Annotated in this window: 19 protein-coding genes and 1 pseudogene; 7 read left to right on the top strand and 13 right to left on the bottom strand. The window is 40.9% G+C overall.

The features are described 5' to 3' along the window. Positions 1-16: 16 nt before the first annotated feature. Complete coding sequence (gyrB, locus tag OQ5_RS0104655; protein ID WP_016776365.1) at positions 17-1,987, bottom strand: DNA topoisomerase (ATP-hydrolyzing) subunit B; 1,971 nt, start codon at positions 1,985-1,987, stop codon at positions 17-19. A gap of 307 nt (positions 1,988-2,294) precedes the next feature. Here gyrB and OQ5_RS23410 point away from each other — a divergent pair, with 307 nt between their 5' ends. Together OQ5_RS23410 and OQ5_RS0104645 are read left to right on the top strand one after the other, a co-directional pair. After that, positions 2,295-2,435 carry a hypothetical protein gene (locus OQ5_RS23410; RefSeq protein ID WP_016776364.1) on the top strand — a complete coding sequence of 47 codons (141 nt, stop codon included), beginning with the start codon at positions 2,295-2,297 and terminating at the stop codon, positions 2,433-2,435. Between the two features lie 420 nt (positions 2,436-2,855). Next, positions 2,856-3,956 (top strand): glycosyltransferase, encoded by a 1,101-nt coding sequence (locus OQ5_RS0104645; RefSeq protein WP_016776363.1) that lies wholly within the window; start codon positions 2,856-2,858, stop codon positions 3,954-3,956. Between the two features lie 258 nt (positions 3,957-4,214). Here OQ5_RS0104645 and OQ5_RS0104640 read toward each other — a convergent pair whose 3' ends face one another. From OQ5_RS0104640 to OQ5_RS0104595, 10 genes and pseudogenes are all read right to left on the bottom strand, one after another. Continuing rightward, the gene (locus OQ5_RS0104640) at positions 4,215-4,688 is read right to left on the bottom strand and encodes a secondary thiamine-phosphate synthase enzyme YjbQ (protein WP_255297390.1); all 474 of its coding nucleotides are present in this window, start codon (positions 4,686-4,688) and stop codon (positions 4,215-4,217) included. Positions 4,689-4,691: 3 nt separating this feature from the next. Continuing rightward, the gene (locus OQ5_RS0104635; RefSeq protein WP_016776361.1) at positions 4,692-5,690 is read right to left on the bottom strand and encodes an NAD(P)-dependent oxidoreductase; all 999 of its coding nucleotides are present in this window, start codon (positions 5,688-5,690) and stop codon (positions 4,692-4,694) included. A 15-nt stretch (positions 5,691-5,705) separates the two neighbouring features. Beyond that, the gene (locus tag OQ5_RS0104630) at positions 5,706-5,891 is read right to left on the bottom strand and encodes a hypothetical protein (protein ID WP_016776360.1); all 186 of its coding nucleotides are present in this window, start codon (positions 5,889-5,891) and stop codon (positions 5,706-5,708) included. A 407-nt stretch (positions 5,892-6,298) separates the two neighbouring features. Further along, a complete protein-coding gene (locus tag OQ5_RS0104625) occupies positions 6,299-7,408 on the bottom strand; it encodes an ABC transporter permease (protein WP_026055116.1) in 1,110 nt (369 codons plus the stop codon). 213 nt (positions 7,409-7,621) lie between these two features. Further along, positions 7,622-8,649, bottom strand: a pseudogene (locus OQ5_RS20295) (ABC transporter permease). A gap of 83 nt (positions 8,650-8,732) precedes the next feature. Then, on the bottom strand, positions 8,733-9,482 hold the full coding sequence (locus OQ5_RS20290; protein WP_016776357.1) for an ABC transporter ATP-binding protein: 750 nt from the start codon (positions 9,480-9,482) through the stop codon (positions 8,733-8,735). Between the two features lie 370 nt (positions 9,483-9,852). Beyond that, positions 9,853-10,770: an ABC transporter ATP-binding protein gene (locus OQ5_RS0104610; RefSeq protein ID WP_016776356.1), complete on the bottom strand. Its 918-nt coding sequence runs from the start codon at positions 10,768-10,770 to the stop codon at positions 9,853-9,855. 38 nt (positions 10,771-10,808) lie between these two features. Next, positions 10,809-11,747 carry an HlyD family secretion protein gene (locus OQ5_RS0104605; protein WP_016776355.1) on the bottom strand — a complete coding sequence of 313 codons (939 nt, stop codon included), beginning with the start codon at positions 11,745-11,747 and terminating at the stop codon, positions 10,809-10,811. 216 nt (positions 11,748-11,963) lie between these two features. Further along, entirely contained in the window at positions 11,964-13,226 is a 1,263-nt protein-coding gene (locus OQ5_RS0104600) for a TolC family protein (RefSeq protein ID WP_016776354.1), read from the bottom strand. Positions 13,227-13,451: 225 nt separating this feature from the next. Then, positions 13,452-14,069: a TetR/AcrR family transcriptional regulator gene (locus OQ5_RS0104595; RefSeq protein ID WP_016776353.1), complete on the bottom strand. Its 618-nt coding sequence runs from the start codon at positions 14,067-14,069 to the stop codon at positions 13,452-13,454. Positions 14,070-14,338: 269 nt separating this feature from the next. Here OQ5_RS0104595 and OQ5_RS23790 point away from each other — a divergent pair, with 269 nt between their 5' ends. Further along, on the top strand, positions 14,339-14,518 hold the full coding sequence (locus OQ5_RS23790; protein ID WP_016776352.1) for a hypothetical protein: 180 nt from the start codon (positions 14,339-14,341) through the stop codon (positions 14,516-14,518). Next, the gene (locus tag OQ5_RS0104585) at positions 14,518-15,480 is read left to right on the top strand and encodes an aldo/keto reductase (protein WP_016776351.1); all 963 of its coding nucleotides are present in this window, start codon (positions 14,518-14,520) and stop codon (positions 15,478-15,480) included. Before OQ5_RS23790 ends, OQ5_RS0104585 begins: the two co-directional genes overlap by 1 nt. A gap of 36 nt (positions 15,481-15,516) precedes the next feature. Here the strand turns inward: OQ5_RS0104585 and OQ5_RS0104580 are convergent, their stop codons facing one another. Both OQ5_RS0104580 and OQ5_RS0104575 read right to left on the bottom strand, forming a co-directional pair. Then, entirely contained in the window at positions 15,517-15,723 is a 207-nt protein-coding gene (locus tag OQ5_RS0104580) for a hypothetical protein (protein WP_016776350.1), read from the bottom strand. Positions 15,724-15,813: 90 nt separating this feature from the next. Further along, a complete protein-coding gene (locus tag OQ5_RS0104575; protein WP_255297389.1) occupies positions 15,814-16,728 on the bottom strand; it encodes an N-acetylmuramoyl-L-alanine amidase-like domain-containing protein in 915 nt (304 codons plus the stop codon). A 215-nt stretch (positions 16,729-16,943) separates the two neighbouring features. Between OQ5_RS0104575 and OQ5_RS0104570 the strand changes: the two genes are divergently transcribed. The 3 genes from OQ5_RS0104570 (at position 16,944) to OQ5_RS0104560 (ending at position 21,651) form a co-directional block, all read left to right on the top strand. Then, positions 16,944-18,551: a carboxyl transferase domain-containing protein gene (locus OQ5_RS0104570; RefSeq protein ID WP_016776348.1), complete on the top strand. Its 1,608-nt coding sequence runs from the start codon at positions 16,944-16,946 to the stop codon at positions 18,549-18,551. Between the two features lie 151 nt (positions 18,552-18,702). After that, positions 18,703-19,488 (top strand): enoyl-CoA hydratase/isomerase family protein, encoded by a 786-nt coding sequence (locus OQ5_RS0104565; RefSeq protein ID WP_016776347.1) that lies wholly within the window; start codon positions 18,703-18,705, stop codon positions 19,486-19,488. Positions 19,489-19,638: 150 nt separating this feature from the next. Next, positions 19,639-21,651 carry an acetyl/propionyl/methylcrotonyl-CoA carboxylase subunit alpha gene (locus OQ5_RS0104560; protein ID WP_016776346.1) on the top strand — a complete coding sequence of 671 codons (2,013 nt, stop codon included), beginning with the start codon at positions 19,639-19,641 and terminating at the stop codon, positions 21,649-21,651. The last annotated feature ends 464 nt before the right edge of the window (positions 21,652-22,115 follow it).

Genomic DNA, 22,115 nt, shown 5'->3' with positions numbered 1-22,115 from the left:
ATTTACTTGCTTATCCTTATGCATCAATGTTTGCATAGGTAGCATTTTTCTCAATAAATTCCCTACGTGGCGGGACATCATCTCCCATCAGCATACTGAAAATGCGGTCGGCCTCGGCAGCATTTTCGTAAGTAACCTGCCTTAACATCCGGTTCTCAGGATTCATGGTAGTATGCCACAATTGTTCCGAATTCATCTCACCAAGACCTTTATATCGTTGGATGTGCACAGAATCTTCTTTTCCGTCGGCATATTTTTCCACGAATTCACGTCTTTGAGCATCTGTCCAGCAATATTCTTCAAATTTTCCTTTCTTCAAAAAATAAAGCGGAGGAGTCGCAATGTAGAGATAGCCTTTTTTGATAAGCTCCTTCATATACCTGAAGAAGAAAGTCATTATGAGAGTTGCTATATGACTACCATCCACATCGGCATCCGTCATTATAACAATCTTGTGATAACGCAGCTTCTCAATATTAAGGGCTTTACTATCTTCCTCAGTCCCAATATTTACACCAAGTGCAGTAAAAATATTCTTAATCTCATCGTTTTCAAAGACTTTGTGCTGAAGGGCCTTTTCAACATTCAGGATTTTGCCCCTCAAAGGAAGTATTGCCTGAAAACGCCTGTCACGTCCCTGTTTGGCAGTGCCACCGGCAGAGTCACCCTCGACCAGGAATATTTCAGCCTGTTCAGGATCTCGTTCTGAGCAATCGGCGAGTTTACCAGGCAAACCGCCTCCCGACAAAACACTCTTTCGTTGAACCAGTTCCCGGGCTTTCCGGGCAGCATGACGGGCAGTTGCCGCAAGAATCACTTTGTTTGCAATAGCTTTGGCTTCTTTAGGATTCTCCTCAAGATAGTTTGAGAGCATGGTGCTAACAGCCTGATCGACGGCCAGACTCACCTCGCTGTTTCCAAGTTTGGTCTTAGTCTGCCCTTCGAACTGAGGCTCGGCTACCTTAACAGAAATTACAGCGGTCAATCCCTCTCTAAAATCATCGCCATTAATATCAAACTTAAGCTTGGAAAGCATTCCGGATTTCTCTGCCCAGTTCTTTAAAGTACGGGTAAGTCCCCGGCGAAATCCAGTCAGATGCGTTCCACCTTCTATGGTATTGATATTGTTGACATAGGAGTACACATTTTCATTGAAAGAGGTATTGTAAACGATGGCGATATCAACAGGAATATCATTTTTTTCGGTGGAAATATGAATGGGATTATCAATAAGCTTTTCCCGGTTACCGTCAATAAAATCTACAAATTCGATGAGCCCATTTTCCGAATAGAATCGCTCCGATTTAAAATTTCCTTCTTCGTCTTTTTCTCTTTTGTCGGTAAGGACGATCTCAAGTCCGGAATTCAAAAAAGCCAGTTCGCGCATCCGACTCGCCAAAATACTGTATTTGAATTCGATGTTATTGAAAATGGCAGAATCAGGCATAAAAGTGATCCAGGTACCGGTTATATCTGTAGTCCCGACTTCTTCTATTGGTGCAAGCGGTTTTCCTTTCTGATACTCCTGACGGTATATCTTTCCATCACGGTGTACTTCGGCTTTAAGATTTGACGACAGAGCATTGACACAGGAAACACCTACCCCGTGAAGGCCACCGGAAACTTTATAGCTGTCCTTGTCAAATTTACCTCCGGCATGAAGCACGGTCATTACCACTTCCAGAGCTGATCGACCTTCCTTCTCATGAAAATCAACGGGAATTCCTCGGCCGTTATCTACAACAGTAATACTGCTGTCTTCATTAATGGTAACACCTATGGAAGTACAATATCCTGCAAGGGCCTCGTCAATAGAGTTATCAACAACTTCGTATACCAGATGATGCAGTCCTTTCTGACCAACATCACCAATATACATTGCAGGTCTTTTCCGAACTGCTTCAAGTCCCTCAAGAACCTGAATGCTACTGGCTTTATATCCATTTTCAACAGGTCCCTGATTATTCTCATTTACCTTATCACTCATTTTTTTCCTTTATTATTTTAGTGACTGTTCTTAAAGCTAAATTTCCTGTTCTACAAGTGCCTGCCGGCAGGCAAAGCAATGGGCAACTTTCTGAACAGACACAAGAATATTCGCAAACTTTCCTTACTTTGCAGATGGTAAAACTTAATGGCTGCCTGAATACATTTTTAAAGCATCAAAAATGCCACACAAATATAGCAAAATAAGCAATATTGACAGCCAAAAACCCAGACTATTTTTCATTTCCTGTTGCCTTCCAACCAACTGATTTTCTTTGAATTAAATATTGACCTCATAATTCTTTCAGATGGTTGGTTCATCTTCTGAAAATAAAGAAGAAAAGTACCGGGAATCGGGGGGTAATTGGTTGCTGGCTGCTGGTTGCTGGTTGCTGGTTGCTGGTTGCTGGTTGCCCTGCTCTGCCGCTTGGTCTGAAAGAATTGGTTAATTGGTTAATTGGTTGATTGGTCAATTAGTTAATTTGATCATTGGTAATTGATCATTGATCATTAAAAAATCCGTGTACGCTCGGCTCTGCCGCTTTGCTTGCAAAGAATCTGTGTCATCTTTGGTGCAATCTCAACCTCAACCCGGCTTTTGGGTTTCAGGTTGGTGAGACGCACGACCGTGCGTCTCTACATGCTTCTATCTTCTGACTTCCGCCTTCTATCTCTGTTTTCTTCTGTGCCTTATGTGGTGGTTTCTCAGCCTCATCCTCAATCTTAACCACCTGTTTTGCTCATTAATCTCTTCCTGCCACTGGTCATTGATCATTGGTAATTGATAACTTGTCATTCTTACCTTTAGCTCAACGTTTAAGCTTTTTTTAACGGGTTATTGTAATTATATTTGGCAAAAAAATAGTGTTTTGCCAAGAGTAATAATTACAACCTCCAACAACCTTCTTTTCGATCAAAGGGTTAACAAAATAACCCTGAGTCTTGAAAAAGCAGGACTTGAGGTGTGGCGATCAGGAAGGAACTATCCGGCGATAAAACCTCCGGAAAACAGACCCGGACGAACTATCCTACTGAACATTCTTTTTAACAAAGGTCCGCTGTTTTATCTCTTCTTAAATATTCAAACCTTTATATTCCTTCTGTTTAACAAATTTGATTTGATATGGGCAGTGGACATGGACACTTTGCCAGCTGCAAAAACAGCAGCTCTGCTTAAAAGGAAGCCGGTAATATTTGACGGACACGATTTCTTTTCAGAATTACCTGAAATACAGCACAATAAAACAATAAAAAAGGCCTGGCAGCTTCTCGAAAAAACATTTCTTCCCGGTTGCGACAGATATTTTACTGTCTCTCCGGGGCTTGTTGAGCTTTATGAAAAAAAATATAACATCAACTTCAGGCTGTTACGTAATCTCCCGTTGGAAAAAGATTTAACACCATTACCCCCCCTCGATGGTGATCCCAAAATTATCCTTTACCAGGGCGCGTTGAATGTGGGGAGAGGAATTGCACAAACCATTGAATCTCTTCAATTTTTATCAGAAGAATACAGGTTTGTTGTCGTGGGGACTGGTGATTGTGCAGGTGAATTAAAAGAACTTACCAAACAATTAGAACTGGAAGACCGTGTAAATTTTACAGGCCCTGTTCCATTCGAAGAACTATATAAATACCAGAAGGGTGCTCTGGTCGGTATATGCACCTACGAAGACCTTGGGCTTAATCATCAGTATTCATTGCCCAACCGGCTTTTTGATTATCTGCAGGCAGGCATACCGGTATTGACCAGTAACTTCCCTGATATGGCCGAAATCGTGAGAAACAATGAAACCGGTCTTGTAATCGACAATCTGGAACCCCAAAATGTGGCCAATGCCATAAAAGAAGCATGCGAGAACCGGCAATTACGCAAAAAATGGCAGGAAACCATCCCCCGTGCAGCTAAGATTTTTACCTGGAATAACGAGACAAGACAATTGAAAGATGTGAAAAACCTGATAAAATAACTTTTTCGCAGCGTATAAAATTGACCAAAAGAAACGAGCATGGCAAAGATGGCCATCATAGATGATTAGATTGTTAGGATTGTTAGGATTGTTAGGACTACTAGGACTGTTAGAATTGTTAAGATTGTTAGGATTGTTAGAGGATGTAATAACACATAACATTCCAACAATTTAACAATATTAACAAATCTAACAACTCTACAACTCTAACAGCCGCGTAACAACTATTAAATGTAAGATGTAAGTGAGCTCAATAAATCAGGAATAAACAGTAACAATAAGCCGGCGCGGTCCACCATAATTTCGGAATTCGCAAAGATATATGCCCTGCCACATTCCCAGGGCAAGCCGATGATTACTCACAGGAATAGTTATTGAGGCCCCAAGCAGAGAGCTCTTGGCGTGCGCAGGCATATCATCAGACCCTTCCAAAGTATGTGTGTAATCGGGATCATTCTCGCGCACCAGTTTATTAAAAATGGTCTCAAAATCGTCCCTTACCGAAGGGTCGGCATTTTCATTAAGAGTAAGTGCTGCCGAAGTATGCTGCAAAAAAATATTTACCAGTCCTTTTTCTGGAAGGCGTGGTAGCTCAGAGGTTATATAACTGGTTATCAGATGAAAACCGCGTCCCAATTCAGGCAAAGTAATATTTACTTGTTCTACCATTTTTCTATAGACCCTTAGATTATTGAGTCCGTAACTAAAAGTCTCTTTTAGTAGAAGACTCATCTTCTAAATCTTTGAGATTCTCAAATTTTTGCTGTCCCAAACCCCGGGGTTGACAACTGGCAATCCTTTCATTCCCTGAAAAAAATCTGTTATAATTTCTGCAAGATGCCGGCTCATGTCGTTCCGTGCTTCAGTTGTTGCACTGCCTATATGAGGTACAACCACCACATTAGGCATTTTTAGCAATGCCTCGGGCACCTCAGGTTCATTGGCAAAAACATCCAATGCGGCACCGGCTATTTCTTTCTTCGAGAGCGCTTCAATCAGAGCATCCTGCCTAACAACCGTTCCCCTGGAAGTATTGATAAGGAATGCATCGGGTTTCATCAGCTTAAGCTCGGAGGATGAGATCATGCCTTTTGTCTCAGATGTTAAAGGAACATTAAGCGATACAAAATCTGAATTTCGCAACAAGTTCTCTAAATCGGTATATTTAGCTTCGAAACGCTCTTCCACAGCAGGGTCTAACTTGTTTCTGTTGTGATAAATTATTTTCATTCCAAATGCCAGGGCACGACGCGCCAAAGCTTTCCCGATAGCTCCCAATCCAATAATGCCAAGCGTTTTTCCTTTAAGTGAAGTTCCCCAGTTATTTAAAACTCCCCAGTCATTAATCAATTTCTTCCGTAAAGCACGGTCAAACTCCGATATCCGCCTGGCGACATCCACAATAAGCCCCATCGCCAACTCGGCTGTAGGTTCTGTAACTGCATCAGGTGTATTGGTTACAACAATACCGGCATTGGTCGCTGTTTCAACATCAATATTGTCCACACCCGCGCCATAATTGGCAATAAGCTTTAACCGTAACCCGGCATTGATCAGCTCAGTATCCAGTGGATTTCCAAAAACGCCAATCACAACATCACAGGATGGAATGATTGCTAACATTTCTTCCCTGGAGAATGCAATAGAATCCGGCCAAATCAATTCAAAATCTTCTTCAAGCTTTTTTAAAGGCTCATCAGGAATCTTATGGGAAATCAATACTTTTTTTCGCATGGTCTTAATCAAAGTCTACATTGCAAAGTATTTAAACGCCTCATAAACAAGAAAGGCAGGCCAGACCAATGCTTTGAGAAAACCTATTACGCCCATCCAAAAGCCGGTCGCTTTGGAAATAAAAAACACTGCAGCGCCAATCACGCCAAGGCCATAAACGGCATCACCCGAATGAGAATTACACATTGATTTTTCCTTCATAATATTTATTTAATTTTTCAATACTCCGTTAAACTTTTACAGATATCTGGTAATTAATTGTTTACATAATTAATGACGCAAGCTACAACTCTCTCATAATAAGAACTTTGCGTCATTGCGTCTCTGCATTTAGGCTTTATTTTAACTGACTATAGATTTTTATTATACTCCAAAATTTCCTTTTCAAATATAGTTCGTTCTTTCATCTAACTCAAATTACAAAATACTATATATCAATTATTTGTTTTGCTGTGTTGGATTTTTGCTTATCAGGCCGATTTTCGGTACTAACGGCTAAATTCTTCTCTGCAAAATATACCACTTCTGCCTTCTGCCTGTCGATTACTAACCTCAAAGATAGAAATTCTCAGCCAAAATGTCTAACCTGTTTTATGGACAGACACAGATTAATTTGTTTTGCGGTAGTTTAAAACCGCAAAGGCAAATAAAGAAAAAGCAAGTACCGAAATACTTATTACTTGTCTCCACAGATCGGATAAGCATGCTCCTTTAAGCAAAATTGCTCGCATTACATCAATAAAATAATAAAAAGGATTAATCAGATTAACTTTTTGTCCCCACTCCGGCATATTATCTACCGATGTAAAAATGCCACTCATCAGAATAAAAACCAAAAGGAAAAAATAGCTCACAAAAGTCACCTGTTGCTGTGAGGATGAAAATGTTGAAAGCAACAAGCCAAGACCCAGCAAACCAATTAGATACAGTGTGGCAATACCAAAAACCAACCACAGGCTTCCTTCCATTGGAACCCCGTAAATAATCCATCCAATTGCCAGTCCCAAACCCAGTTCAAAGAGCCCAATGGCAAGAAAGGGCAATAATTTTGCAACTATGAAATGCGTTTTTCTGACTGGTGTAACATTTATCTGTTCTATGGTCCCCATCTCTTTTTCTCTGACAAGGTTCATGGCCGATAAAAACATACCCACTACCGAAACCAACACAACCAAAATTCCCGGAACCATGAAATGCTTATAGTTGAGTTCCGGATTATACCAATATGAATATGTAGAATTGATGGTCTTTGCCGGCGATTCACCCACCAATTCTAAATGAAAGTCCTGAACGATATCTAATAATACCCGCTGAATGTATGAATATCCCAATTGCGCCTGCTGTGAATTAACAGCATTAGCTAAAAGCTGGGCTTGTACAGGCTTGCCAGCCATAACATCCGATTCAAAATCATCAGGAATAACGAGAACTAAGTCGGCCGAACCGCTTTCAATTTTCTCTTTTGCTTTGAAAGTACTTTCTCCGGGCTGGTCGAGAATAAAAAACGGAGAAGCATCGAGCCCTGTAATTAAACGGTTACTCAGCGGGGAATGATCGTGATTGACTACAGATAGCTTAATATTTTTCATTTCAAGAGTTGCTGCATTTACCAATATCAGCAGCTGTACAACCGGAATCACAAATATTAGTCGCAATATCGTTTTATTTCGATATATCTGGATAAATTCTTTTTGAAGTAAATAATATAACGTTCTCATAACCTGATTTTTAATCATTGATAAAGTGTCTGTCCATATAGTACCTTTTGCTGTGTTACGCTCGCCGCCAAACACCCATTTACGAAAAGTAAACTCCGTTTTTGGCGGCTTCGCAAGCCTTGTAAATGACACTTTCTGAACAGACACATGATAAGTAAGAAACTTTCACGACTTTATAGACAGGTTCTAAAATGTCCTGACGATTCTTAACAGTCATGACAATCTGATCTTGAAATTCTTAATACTCAACAACAGAAAAGCAACAAGAAAGCCACTCATAATCAATAATTCTTTCCATATCAGCATGATATTATCAGCTTTAAACATTACACTTTTTACCGATTGTACATAATAGCGTGGGGGCAAAACCGAACACAGCCATTGAAGTGGAACCGGCATATTTTCAATGGGATAAATAAATCCAGACAATAATATGGTTGGCAATAACAGAGCAAAAAGAGAAATAAACATAGCCACCATCTGAGTTTTCGATATTGAAGAAATAAATATTCCAAGGGAAAGTGACAACATGATATAAATAAGATTTACAAGGGAAAGCAGCAACCAACTTCCCTCCATCGGCACCTTAAAGACCAAAATTCCTACAGCCAGAATGCTTACTGCATTAATAAAGGATAATATTATATATGGAGCAACTTTCCCCAGAATTATCTGCCATGGTCTCAATGGCGAAATGAGTAATACTTCCATTGAGCCATATTCCTTCTCCCTGGTTATCGAAATAGATGTCATCATCGCCGAAACCAGGATCAGTATCATCGCCATAATTCCCGGCACCGACATAAAAACGCCCTTCAGTCCGGGATTGTAAAACATACGGGCTTCAATTGTCACAGGAATGGCATGCACCGACCCTTTCAAATTTATCTCTGCGGCATAATCCGAAACAATGCCCTGTGCATAATTAACAAGTATTTGAGCGGTGTTGGCCTCTGAAGCATCGGCTATAAATTGAATGTTTGCACCGTCTGGCGAGACCAAAGAATTGCCAAACTCTGCAGGAAAACAACGGCCATCCTTATTTCTCCGCGTCGCAACGCCTCTTTCATCTCCTGTTCATTGCGAAAGTACTTTTCCACATTAAAATATCCTGATGACACCATCCGGTCTGTTACCTGCCTGCTGGTGAAATCATTGGCTTTGTCATATATGCCAATCCGGGCATTGTTAACTTCTGTTGTGATCACATAACCAAAAATCAGTATCTGTGCCAGAGGCATAATCAGTAACACCGTCAAGGTGCGTATGTCACGCACAATATGTATTGTTTCTTTTTTTATGAAAATCCAGAGTTGGTTCATTTTTATTGTTTAGGCCTTGTAAGTTTCAAAAACACTTCATTCATTGTAAAACATTCAAACTGCTCCTTTAATTTTCGGGGGGTGCCAAGAGCTTCTATCCGCCCGTCCACCATCACGGTAAGACGATCGCAATATTCTGCCTCGTCGAGGTAATGAGTGGTTACAAACACAGTAATACCCTCTGCCGCAGCCTCATATATCATTTCCCAGAACTGACGTCTGGTAACAGGATCGACGCCACTTGTCGGTTCGTCCAGAAAAACAATTTGTGGTTTGTGTAAAACAGCAACAGAAAAAGCCAGCTTTTGCTTCCATCCAAGAGAAAGATTACCAATCAGCCGGTTGCGCTCTTCAAAAAGCCCAAGTTCCTTAAGCATGTCATGCGAACGCTTTTTGATTTCTTTTGCCGGCAGCCTGTAGATTGCGCCAAAAAGTCTGATATTTTCAAAGACGGTAAGGTCATCATACAAAGAGAACTTTTGACTCATATAGCCGATGCTTCTTTTGACCTTTTCGGGATGCATTTTTACATCATACCCGGCCACGTTTACACTCCCGGATGTTGGAGCCGACAATCCGCAAAGAATTTTCATGGCTGTCGTTTTTCCTGCACCATTAGCCCCCAGAAATCCAAAAATTTCGCCTCTTCTCACAAAAAACGAAAGATTGTCATTGGCCAAAAAGTCACCATACTTTTTGACCATATCTTTAACCTCAATTACATGCTCTGCCTGGTTTTGTTCCGTCATCATATTTACAGATAAATGAGTCTGTTCTTATTCGGGTTAAGAAGTACCTGCCTATAAAGTAGGAAAAGTTTCCTACTTAGTGCGTGTCTATAAACTCGTAAAAATTTTTTCAATATGTGTGTCTGTTCAGAAAGTACCAGTTGCAAGGCTTGCGAAGCCGCCAAAACCGGAGTTTACTAATCGTAAATGAGGATTTTGGCGGTGAGCATAACACAGAAAATGGTACTTTATGGACAGACACTTCTTATCATGTATCTGTTCAGAAAGTGTCATTTACAAGGCTTGTGAAGTCCGAAAATACGGAGTTTACTCATCCTAAATGAGTAATTTTCGGACGAGCGTAACACCTTAAATGGCACTTTATGGACAGACACTATGAAGTATCTTGTTCGGTATGCATCAATGCCATAAAGCGGTCTTCTATATTTGGATTTATGCGTTTAATTATAGCATCCGGATGGCCATTTTTTTTGAGATAGTCGCTCAATTCAGAACTGTAATCATATCCATCCTGAAAAGTCAGATGCAACTCTTCGCCAAAAGGATACACCGAGGCTACTTTTTCAAATGTCCTACATTGCCTTATTAAGTGGTACATATTACCACCGGAAACTCCGAACAATAGACCTTTGAACCCTTCAACAATTTGGCGGGGAGAGGCCACATCCAGTATTTCACCTTTCTGTATGAGTGCAACGCGATTGCATAGCGAGGCTTCATCCATATATGGCGTGGAAACCAGAATTGTAATTCCTGCACCGGTCAGTTTTTGCAACATTTCCCAGAATTCGCTTCGTGAGATTGCATCAACCCCTGTAGTAGGCTCGTCGAGCACAAGGAACCGGGGTTTATGTATGAGCGCACACGATAGGGCCAGTTTTTGCTTCATCCCTCCGCTAAGCTTTCCTGCCGGCCGTTTTTTAAAGGGTTCAATTTGTTGGTATATATCTTTTACCAGCTCATAGTTCTCCTGAAGAGTTGTCCCGAACACCGCGGCAAAAAAATTGATGTTCTCTTCAACGGAAAGGTCCTCATAAAGAGAGAACCTGCCCGGCATATATCCAACCATACGCCTTATGTCCCGATAATCGGTTACAGGACTTTTCCCCCATAAGCTTATGGTTCCCGCATCGGGCAACAACAGGGAAATGATGATACGAAACAGAGTACTTTTTCCTGCTCCATCAGGGCCTATTACCCCAAATAGTTCCCCTTCATCAACCTCAAAGGAAACATTATGCAAGGCCGATACATTGCCAAAAGACTTTGAAATGTTCTTTACGTTTATCATTACATCGGAGATTCTGAAATATTAGAGGATAGAAACGATCAATGAGTCTTCGACTGAAAGAGAACTTCGCCCGGCATTCCGATCTTAATTCTGCCATCGGGATTGGGCACTCGCACTTTGATCGCATACACCAAATCCACCCGCTCCTCTTTGGTCTGAATAATTTTAGGCGTAAACTCTGCCGATGAAGCCACCCATGAAACAACCCCCCTTCGCTGATGCTCATCGTCTTTGCTTTTATCAAACTTTACCGTCACTTCCTGCCCGATACGTACATCATCAAGCTGGCTTCCGGAAATATATGCTCTTAATATCAGCTCATTCGTTTCGGCCATCTTCAGAAGAGGCTTTCCGACACCTGTAAACTCACCTCTTTCAGCATATTTTTGGAGAACAATTCCTGAACGCGGGGCAACAATTTTGCACCGGCTCAATTTTTCTCTGGCCGCTTTAATCTTTGTTTCAACGGCTGACAACTCAGCTTTGAGAGCCGGTTTCTGCGACCGCATCTGTTCCAGTTCCTTCATTGCGATGCGGTATTGCCCGGTTACCTCATCAAATTTTTGGGTAGAGACAGCCTTCTCTTTATGCATACTGGTAATTCGGTCGGCTTCCTTTTTTAATACACTAAGCCGCTCTTCCTGGACATCAATACTTTTTTGCAATTGCACCAAACGTGCTTTAGCGCTCTCCTTTGACGCGATCAGCTGTTCGAGTTCCAGCTGAGGCATTATAGTGTCAATTAATACAGCTAACCTACCCTTTTCAATTTTATCGCCTTCTTCAACATCAAATCGAAGGATGGTTCCAGTGCTTTCGGAGCCGATCACAACCTCTTCGGCCTCAAAATTACCGTAGGCGTCAGCATTACCGTTATTACCAGCACATCCGGAAAAAATAACAGCATTAATCCCGCTTATTAGGAAGATGCAGAAAAAAGCATTTCTGTATTTCTTTAATGATATTTTTACAAGCATGGCTTTTCTTTTTAATGATTGTGTTTTTCAAATTAATTGATAGTCAGACATTATTACACCCTTGTTCCGAAAAACAAACCAGCTATCCATATCGCTATTCTCTCTTATTGCCATTTTTCCATAAGAGCAAAAGAAGCAGAATCAGCATTAGAACGATGATTTCAGTATTAGGCATAGCTCAAAACGGGTTTGTTCAGAGGTTAACGTTCTGTGAAATCATTCATCGCGTCCGGTCAGATATTTTTCTGCTAACCTCTTTAAATATTGCAGCTGATGGATTTCACGGTTAATACGGGCATCTATCTCGGCATTCAGATCAGCTATATAATCGGCTGACGTTATTGTTCCGTTCTTCAGCCGGTTCCGGCTTTGATGAACGATATCCCGGCGTAACTCCACTATTTTATCGTCCATTTCCATCATATCCATGTATTGATGAATTTCACCTGTTATCTGTTGTACCAATCTTTGCAGATTTTCATCGAAAGCGTCTTCTCTTAACCCGATCAGATCAGATCGGTATTGAAGCGCAAGTTGTTTCCGTTTCGATGTTTTCCAATCCCACGGAGTCCATTTTATGCGGATACCCACCATCATGAAAGTGTCAAATTCATCCTTCAACATGTTATATCCAGGGTTTCCGTATCCAGCCTGAGCAAAGGCAGCGATTACAGGCCACCTCTCACGACGCTGTGCAAACGAAGCAGCTTCTGTTTGTTCCTGTTCCAATTTGAACAACCGGTACTCGGGTCGGATAACCGGTTCCAGAAAACCGGCCACATCAGGTTTTGTTAATTGCGATGAGGAACTAATATCCTCTCCAATGTAAGATGACAAATTATCGAGCACGACAGAGAGTGTGTGCTGCACAGAAACTTTTTGTTGCCTGGCCAAAAGATATTCTGCTTCAAGTGTTTTCAACTCCGTCATGCTTATCATTCCATTTTCAAATGCAGTTTTCAATTCATCTATTCTGGCACTTAGCGTTTGCATTTTCTGTTCGATTTGTTGTTTTTGCTCATCCAGCATAAGCACGCTGAAATACAATTCTGTGACACGCTTCTTTACGTCATAAAGCTGGACTTCAATATTCTGTTTTTCAACTGCCCCGGTAGTCCCTTCCATTTCCTTCCGGGCTTTGATGCGCCCCCCGGCATATATGGTCTGGTTTACATCAATTGCAAATTTATATTGATCTTTAGGCGCCAGCGGTATGTTAAATCCAGACACTGAAGTCTCCATATCAACATGTGGAACATCACTTTGCCATGAGGCCTGTCCTGATAGTTCCATCTGTGGAAACCATTCTTTTTCGATATTTTGGATATTCAGGTCGGTAGTTTGCGCCAGAAGCTCTTTTCCTTTGATTAAAGGGTAATGACGGAGGGCCAGCTCCCAGCACTCGAAAAGAGAATATTGCCGGGCAGACAAACTATTGACAAGTAAAAGAAAAATCGATGTGATGAAATACTTTCTCATAACATTCTTTTTGAATTATTTTGAGTAATAGAGTCTTTAGTTAAAAGCCGTATGTTTCATACCCGCTTTTGTGACAAACCTTGTCACAATGCTCCGTTAATTTTTACAGATGTCTGATAATTAATTTTTTTACACAATCAACAGCCTAAGCCTTAACTATCTCATAATAAACACCTTGTGCCATTACACCTTCTATGTTTAGGCTTTTTTTAACTGACTATTGTGTCAGGTTCGTTTCATTATACTCCGGCAGATAAATTCATAAACAGTCTTTCGCCGGTCTTTCAAAAAAAGGTCGAACTCTTCTGTTGATTCCCAAAACATACTGCTGAGTAAGGGTCGTCCAATGAATGGAAAAATCGAGAGTGACACAATATTTACAATCAGTTCACGGGGATCCATCTCAACTATTTCGCCGGCATCTATTGCATCCTGAACGATCTTCAGAACCTTCTCAGGTTGCAACCCGGTAGACAATAGTAAATCTTTGATCCTTTCCGGCGACCTGTTAATTTCTCCAACAATGAAAGCAGGCAGAAAAGGTTTATCTTCTAAAATGTCCATGTAACCATTCACTGCAGCTTCAATTAATTCTTTTATTTCAGCATTTCCCCCCTTCGTGACTTTCTCAATCGAAGGCCAAAAATTACTAAAGGCTTCACGAAAAATCCGGTCAAACAACTTTTCCTTACTCCTGAAATAGTAATGCAATAAAGCTTTATTGATACCTGCCTCATTTGCAATTTCCTGCATCCTTGCCCCCTCGTAACCCTTTTTCAGAAAAACCCTGTTGGCCGCCTGCAAAATCTTCTGCTCTGTGTCCTGATCTTTTTTATTTTTCATCTTAACCAATTACTTTAACTATTTATTTTAACCATATGGTCAAAATTAGAAAATATTATTTTCTCCACAAAATTTTACGGAAAATAAATTTTACAATTCATTCGTATAAAATTTAATTTCTTAGGTCGAATGGAACTCGCATGTAAGCATTTATACATATCCTTATTTTTGCAATCATTGCCATGCTCGTTTCATCTGAAAAATTTGTAATATTAGGATAATTAGTGCGTGTCTATATCTATAAACTCGCAAAAATTTTCACAATATGTATGTTTGTTCAGAAAGTGCCGGTTGCAATGCCTGCCCCGATATTATCGGAGGCTTGTGAAGCAGCAAATGGTGCTTTATGGACATACGCTTATTACTATTGGTCAATAAAATCGGGGAATTATTTTACAAAGATCAGATACCTGAAAGTGAGTACAAATTCTACAAAAAATCAACAATAATGAAGCGAAGAACTTTTATCCGAAACACAGCCGGAGCATTATCAGCCCTCTCTCTTTTTCCGGCAGGACTTTCTTCAATTGTGCGAGAAAAAGAAACCGGTAAACTTGAAAAAAGAACGCTCGGGCAGACAGGGGAAAAACTTTCCATATTAGGATTTGGAGGCGTAGTTGTTATGGATGCTACCCCCGAACAGGCGCAGGAAAGAGTAAAAGAAGCCATCGACTACGGTGTCAACTATTTCGATGTGGCCCCTACGTACGGAGATGCAGAAATCAAACTTGGCCCTGCATTAGAGCCTTACCGAAAGGATGTATTTCTTGCCTGCAAAACACAGGAAAGGACTAAAGCAGGAGCACTCCGTGAACTGGAGCAATCACTCACCAATCTCAAAACAGACTATTTCGATCTGTATCAACTCCATGCTGTTACTACGCTCGAAGATGTGGAAACCATTTTTTCAGATGATGGTGCTATTCACGCTTTCCTTGAAGCCAAAAGAGCAGGAAAAATTCGTTTTCTCGGCTTCTCAGCTCATTCTGTTGAAGCTGCAACGGCTCTGATGAACAAATTTGACTTTGATACCATACTTTTTCCTGTCAGCTTTAACACCTGGTTTGCCGGCAACTTTGGCCCTCAGGTTCTGGACCTGGCCCATAAAAAAGGTATGGGAATATTGGCAATAAAAGCAATGGCAAAGGGTCCATGGCCCGAAAACGTAACACAACGCATCCCAAAATGCTGGTATGAACCATTAAGTCAACCCGATGAAGCCCTTACTGGCTTGCGATTTACCCTGTCTCATCCTGTAACCGCAGCTATACCACCAGGCAATGAGAACTTATTCAGTATGGCACTGTCATTGGCAAAAAACATCACGCCAATGGACGAAAATGAAATTCAGGCCATAAAGAAAAATGCATTGCGTGAAGAACCCTTGTTTAAATATCCGCAAAATGCGTAAATAAGGCATAGCCCGTATGGACTTTTAGACGTTGGCTTACCGCTTTCTGGAAAAAATCCACATCAGCAATCCTACTGCGGCAATAACTCCGCTGAAAATGACAGGATTCCAGTTGGCTTTACTAACTGCTACGTCAATACCGACAACACTGAAAGTCTCGGATTGCTGATAGGCCTCAATCCCGAAATAAATCAGCCCCAGTGATCCGATTACTAAAAGAACAATTGCTATTTTCTTTATCATACCCCTATTTATTAGATTATTAGACCTTTAGATTAATAAATTGCTAGAATACAGTGGACAAAGGCCTGAGGTTTTTAACAAACCAACAGATCAGTATACCTGCTTAGGCCGACCAACGAAAATGCCATACACATTTTTGCGGTTTCTGACATATTCGCTTAAATCTGTCTCTGATATTCCCACTTTGTTACCCCGGGTGGAAGCATGTATGAAGTGAAGTTTGTTTTTGGTATGTAATGCAAGACCTAAATGAACAACATCCAATCCTTCAATCGTAGTGCAAAATGCAATAACATCTCCATTTTGTATTGAATCGGTAAAGCTATCAATTTGCTCCTTATCAATGTATTTTAAATCATACGACGAAATGTGATGCTCAATTTCAGAAATTTCTTTGATAAATTCAACATTGTCCTTCAGTTTCGGATAACTTTCGGCATGTTCAGACATAAAATTTATCTTTTCAGCGGCTCCGCTTTGCCCAACACGGTTGCTGACAATATCTATCAACCCTTTTTCTTCATTATCGACGAGCCACTCAGAAATATAATGGAGCCGTGAGGGATAACCTTCTATTTCACCATCCCGGTATCTGAGTTGTTGCAAATAAAATGTGAATTGATCCATTTCATGCCTCCCGGATTTCAAACAATACGAAAGCGCTAAAACATTTTCCACAAAAGTGGTACAATCAAATTCACGTAAATTAACAACAAGCTGCTCTTCTCCTTCAGTCTCCAGGGTGTGAGGGACATAAGGCTTGCCAAGAAAATACCTTGCAACATCAACAACAACTTCAGGAAGTGATTGCGCAGCCAATTGATTTGAAGAGGCCCACTCAATAAAATTGCAAAAAATAGACGTATCTGTTTGCGATACGCGTAATAAAGGCTTTTCCCCCTTTACCTCTTCCTGAATGGAAGTATTCGTTTCCTTGCTGCTTTCTGCGAAGTGGCAGGATAAAAGCACTATCATTAGTCCTGTGTAGAATATCGTTTTTCTCATAGAGGCAAAAGTAAAGGAAACCGCTAAAAGCCGCAATAAAATTTTTTATCCGGTAACCTGGTTGTTTTTATACGACGTTCGCATAAATTGATGAGTGTGCTTTCAGAAGCCGACTCATTGATAAAAGAAAAGCAATGAATACAACTTCTGTTAACGAACAAATTCCTATATTCAGAAGTTGTTTTATTGCCTGAAAAATTGAACAAACAAAAAATATGGATACCCTGAAAAGCACTATTAATTCACAAAATGACCGGTTTGAAAAAAATTATCAGTTCAATAAATCTCTTGCAAAAAAGTTGTCCGACAACATTGAGCAAGTGGCTCGCGGCGGACCGGATAAATTAAAAGCAAAACACCTTTCGAGAGGAAAATTACTGGTGCGGCAGAGAATCGAAAAACTCCTGGATCCGCATACTCCCTTTTTGGAGCTATCCCCTCTTGCAGCATGGAATCAATATAACGATGAATTCCCTTCAGCGGGAATCATAACAGGCATCGGAAGAATACATAACAAGGAGGTCATAATTGTTGCCAACGATGCCACCGTTAAGGGTGGAACCTACATTCCGGAGACTATAAAAAAACACCTTAGAGCCCAGGAAATAGCACGGGAGAACCATCTACCATGCGTTTATCTGGTCGATTCAGGCGGGATATTTTTACCTGTTCAGGCCGAAGTCTTTCCTGACAAAGATGATTTCGGACGGATTTTCTACAACCAGGCCCGGCTTTCGGCAGAAGGCATTCCGCAAATATCAATTGTCATGGGTTCCTGCACTGCCGGTGGGGCTTACATCCCGGCTATGAGTGATGAAACCATCATCGTAAGAAATCAGGGAACCATATTTCTTGCCGGTCCTCCCTTAGTTAAAGCAGCCACAGGTGAAGAAGTAACAGCCGAAGAACTGGGTGGCGCTGTTGTTCACACAAGCATCAGCGGAGTTGCAGATCATATAGCAGAAAACGATGAACATGCACTCCAGATATGCAGAAATATTTTTGAGACACTTTCATCGAGCCGGAAAATTGAAAATAACGACGGACCTGAAGAGCCGCCAATATATCCGACCGACGAGTTATATGGGTTGATCCCGACTGGTCGGGATTCATTCCCTGATGTGCGGGAAATAATTATGCGAATCACTGATGGCAGCAAATTTCAGGAGTTTAAGAAAGATTACGGGAATTCTCTGGTTACAGGGTTTGCCCGTATACACAACAACAAAGTGGGCATTCTTGCCAACAATGGAATTCTTTTTTCAGAGTCTGCGCTAAAAGGAACACATTTCATAGAATTATGTAACCACAGGAACATTCCGATGATCTTTCTCCAGAATATTACCGGTTTCATGGTAGGAAAAGAATATGAGCAAGGGGGCATAGCCAAAAACGGAGCAAAAATGGTACATGCCCTGGCCAATTCGGTAGTGCCCTTTTTCACAGTAATTATCGGAGGATCTTACGGCGCCGGGAATTATGCGATGGGAGGTCGGGCCTATAATCCACGGTTTCTGTTTATGTGGCCCAATGCACGTATTTCGGTAATGGGAGCTCAACAAGCTGCGCAGGTCCTGATGACCCTGAAAAAGGAGCAGGCAGCCGTAAAAGGGAAAGAAGTCTCCAAAGAGGACCTTGATATCATTGAACAACAAATCTCCGAAAAGTATGAAAAAGAAGGTTCGCCCTGGTACAGTACCAGCAGACTGTGGGATGACGGCATAATTGATCCTGGGGAAACCAGGGACATTCTCGGACTTGCCATTGAAACCGCCAGCAACGCTCCGTTACAAAAACCCAGATACGGAATATTCAGAATGTAATTCTTAAACGCAACTGCCAGTATGTCAATAGATCGGTAGATTTTTAGATTTAAGATTTTACATGTTTCGTATTTGAAATGTTAACCTGCATTATTCAAACTAACAACACTAACAATTCTAACAACACCAACAAACAAACACTCCAACAATTATGGTCTATCTTACTAAAAAATACGCTCAGGATGTATGTTACCTGGAACTAAACCGGCCAGAAAAGAAAAATGCACTCGATAAAGAAATGGTTCGTCAACTGACGGAATTCCTTGAAAAGACAGCCAGCAGTTCTCAGTTCAGGGTTTTGGTGATCCGGGGTAAAGACAGGTTTTTCTCATCCGGGGCTGACCTACAATGGATGAAAGAAGCAGTCAATCAACCGGAAGAAAAAAATATGAAAGAAGCCGGAATGTTTAACCACCTTTACCGTACACTTTATCACTATCCAAAACCTGTTATTTCCTGTGTTGAGGGAGGCGCCTATGGTGGAGCTATAGGACTGATGGCCTGTTCTGATATTGCGATCACCACTCCCGATGCCACTTTTGCCTTTTCAGAGACACGTCTCGGACTCATCCCCGCAACAGTTGCTCCATGGGTCATAAATAAAACCGGAACAGCCTTTGCCAGATGGGCATTTCTTACTGGTACAAAGTTTTCCGGCAAAGAAGCCATGAGCAATAATTTGGTACAAAATCTTTTTTCACAGGACAAGATAATTCCCAAAACCAGAGAGATTGCCAACAGCATAGCACAAAACAGCCCGCAAGCTACCAAAGAAACCAAAATCCTTCTGAACAGAATCGACAGTAAAATTGTTCCAATTGACGAAGATTTGCTCACTTATTGTTCGACAAAAATAGCCGGAGCAAGGGCATCAAAGGAAGGACAAGAAGGTGTAAATGCATTTTTTGAACGTCGTAAACCGGCGTGGAATAAGTGAAGTAACCGGAAGGCAGAAGGCAGAAGTAATAAATTTTATACGAATGAAACGAGCATGGAGCTTTGATTTCTTAAATCTGTCACAAAAGGGCATGTATAAAGAAATCGCGAGTTCCATCCGACCATAATAAATAAATTTTATACGGATGAAATGAGTAATCGATATATCAACAAAATTCTTATTGCCAACCGTGGAGAAATTGCCTGCCGGATCATACGTACCGCTTCACGTCTGGGCATATCAACAATTATACCCCTCACTAAAGAAGAGAAAGATACATTACCGGCCGATGCGGCTGATGAAGTTCATATCCTTGAAAGTTCCCTGCTTAATGAAACATACATGAACGCAAAATTGATGGTTGATCTGGCCATAAAATACGAGGCCGATGCCATCCATCCTGGATATGGATTCTTATCAGAAAATGCTGACTTTGCCAGACTTGTCGAAAAATCAGGCCTTATCTGGATTGGCCCGGCACCGGAAGCAATCGCCGCTATGGGTGACAAACTCACTGCCCGAACTATTGCTTCTGAGGCCGAAATTTCTATGACCAGGGCTCTGTCGGGCGAAAAAAGCGAAATTCTGAAAAATCATGAATCTTTGAAGTTTCCGTTGCTCATCAAAGCAGCAGCCGGAGGTGGCGGCAAAGCCATGAAAATAGCCCGTAACACCAATGAACTAAAAAATTTGCTTGACGATGCAACAAGAGAAGCCCAAAGTTATTTTGGTAATCCAACAATTTTCGTAGAAGAATATATCGAAAATCCACGTCACATTGAGGTACAAATTCTTGGTGACCAATCGGGCAACATTGTACACCTTTACGAAAGAGAATGCTCCATACAGCGGCGTTATCAAAAAATCATTGAAGAATCACCCTCCTCTTTTGTCGATGAAACGCTTCGTGAAAAACTGATAACCGATGCCTTAAAACTTGGTCGGAAAATTGGTTACTTCAATGCCGGAACTGTTGAGTTTTTGGTTGACCCGCACGGAAAACATTATTTCCTGGAGATGAATACACGGCTTCAGGTAGAACATCCTGTAACAGAGGTTATCACGGGTATCGATCTGGTAGAAGAACAAATTAAAGTAGCTATGGGATTGCCGCTTGCTTTTAGCCAGGAAGAAGTAAAAGCCCGCGGTCATGCCATTGAAGCAAGGATATATGCAGAGGATGCTCTTGCAGATTTCAAGCCTTCTCCGGGAGAAATAAATCTGGTTCACTGGCCGGATTCAAAAATGGCACGCACCGACACTTTTTTTTCCACCGCTACCGAAATCCAACCATGGTTTGATCCGATGCTGGCCAAGATAACGACCCGCGGCCACACTCGTGAAGCTGCTATCCAGCAATTAATAAAGAGCCTCAAAGACACATCGATTATCGGTATTCCAACCAATCTTCCCTATTTGAGAGAATTGATAAAGTCGGATGCTTTCATCAACGGAGATACAACCACTCATTTTACCTCCATTCATAAAAACCAGCTTATTGAAGCCATCCATCCCAATGGCAGTGAAAAAACAAAATCACTACTAGCGGCTTACTCGGTATGGCTCAAATATTATAGAAATAGTAAGTCCGACAGCATCTGGACAAAGCTGGGGCATAAACGATGGGGTGAAAAATACGAAGTAACTGCAGGCGGTGAAAAACACCTGATTGGAATTGCTTCAGGAGAACGTCGCAATTATATTGATTGGACACTCAACGAAAGCCCGATGGATGCCATCAGACATATACATTTTTTACAAAATTCGATACGGTTCCTTTTTCAAGGCAAATGGTTTCAGATGGCATGGAATGTGACCCATACGGGCGAATTGCTCCTTGAAACCGATGGCCACACTTACCGCCTGACACCCGGGTTTTATTTGAACCCGGATTTAAAGTTCAGGCAAACAGATAGCGACAATTCCAATGAGATAAAAGCACCGATCCCGGGCAGGATATCCAAAATATTAATACCTGAAGGAGAAAAAGTAACCAAAAATACCCCATTGATTGTTGTCGAGTCCATGAAAATGGAAAACACCCTGAATGCACCTGTTGATGGGACTATTAAAACATGGCTGATAAAAGAAGGCGATCAGGTGAATGCCGGTCAGAAATTAACAGAGATTGAAGAGCTAACGAAAAACATAAAAACCACATAACCAACCAGGAAGACAAAATCGTCAGGAATAATAAAAGCATAAACCTTATTTTAATAGATCGTTAGATTTTTAGATAATAGATTTAAGATCATTGATATTTTATTGAAATTCAATGTTTTATCACATATACTGATTTAATTACAAGCAATTGATTTCAAGGTGTTTGCAAAAGCTTAACGGAGTATTATTATATGTTTCTGAGCTTATTCCCTTAACCTGAATTATTCATAAATTTTCGTCATGAGATGTTCAAGTATCCAAAAACACAAAAAACTGCAGAAAAATTTGATGTAGGGAATAGTGAACTATTTTCAAATCAAATTTTTCGAGGACGCTTGTGTTTTGCCGATAATTGGGCATCGTAATAGAGAGTTTATGAATAATGCAGGTTAAACTCAAAAGCCGGAACAGGCCATGATTATATTTTTCAAAAATCTAATAATGAGTGCGTTATTAAAAGCATA

The sequence above is a fragment of the Anaerophaga thermohalophila str. Valhall genome (assembly GCF_000250735.1).
In the GTDB taxonomy this organism is placed as follows: domain Bacteria; phylum Bacteroidota; class Bacteroidia; order Bacteroidales; family Marinilabiliaceae; genus Anaerophaga; species Anaerophaga thermohalophila_A.
This window is presented reverse-complemented; position numbering and strand designations above follow the sequence as displayed.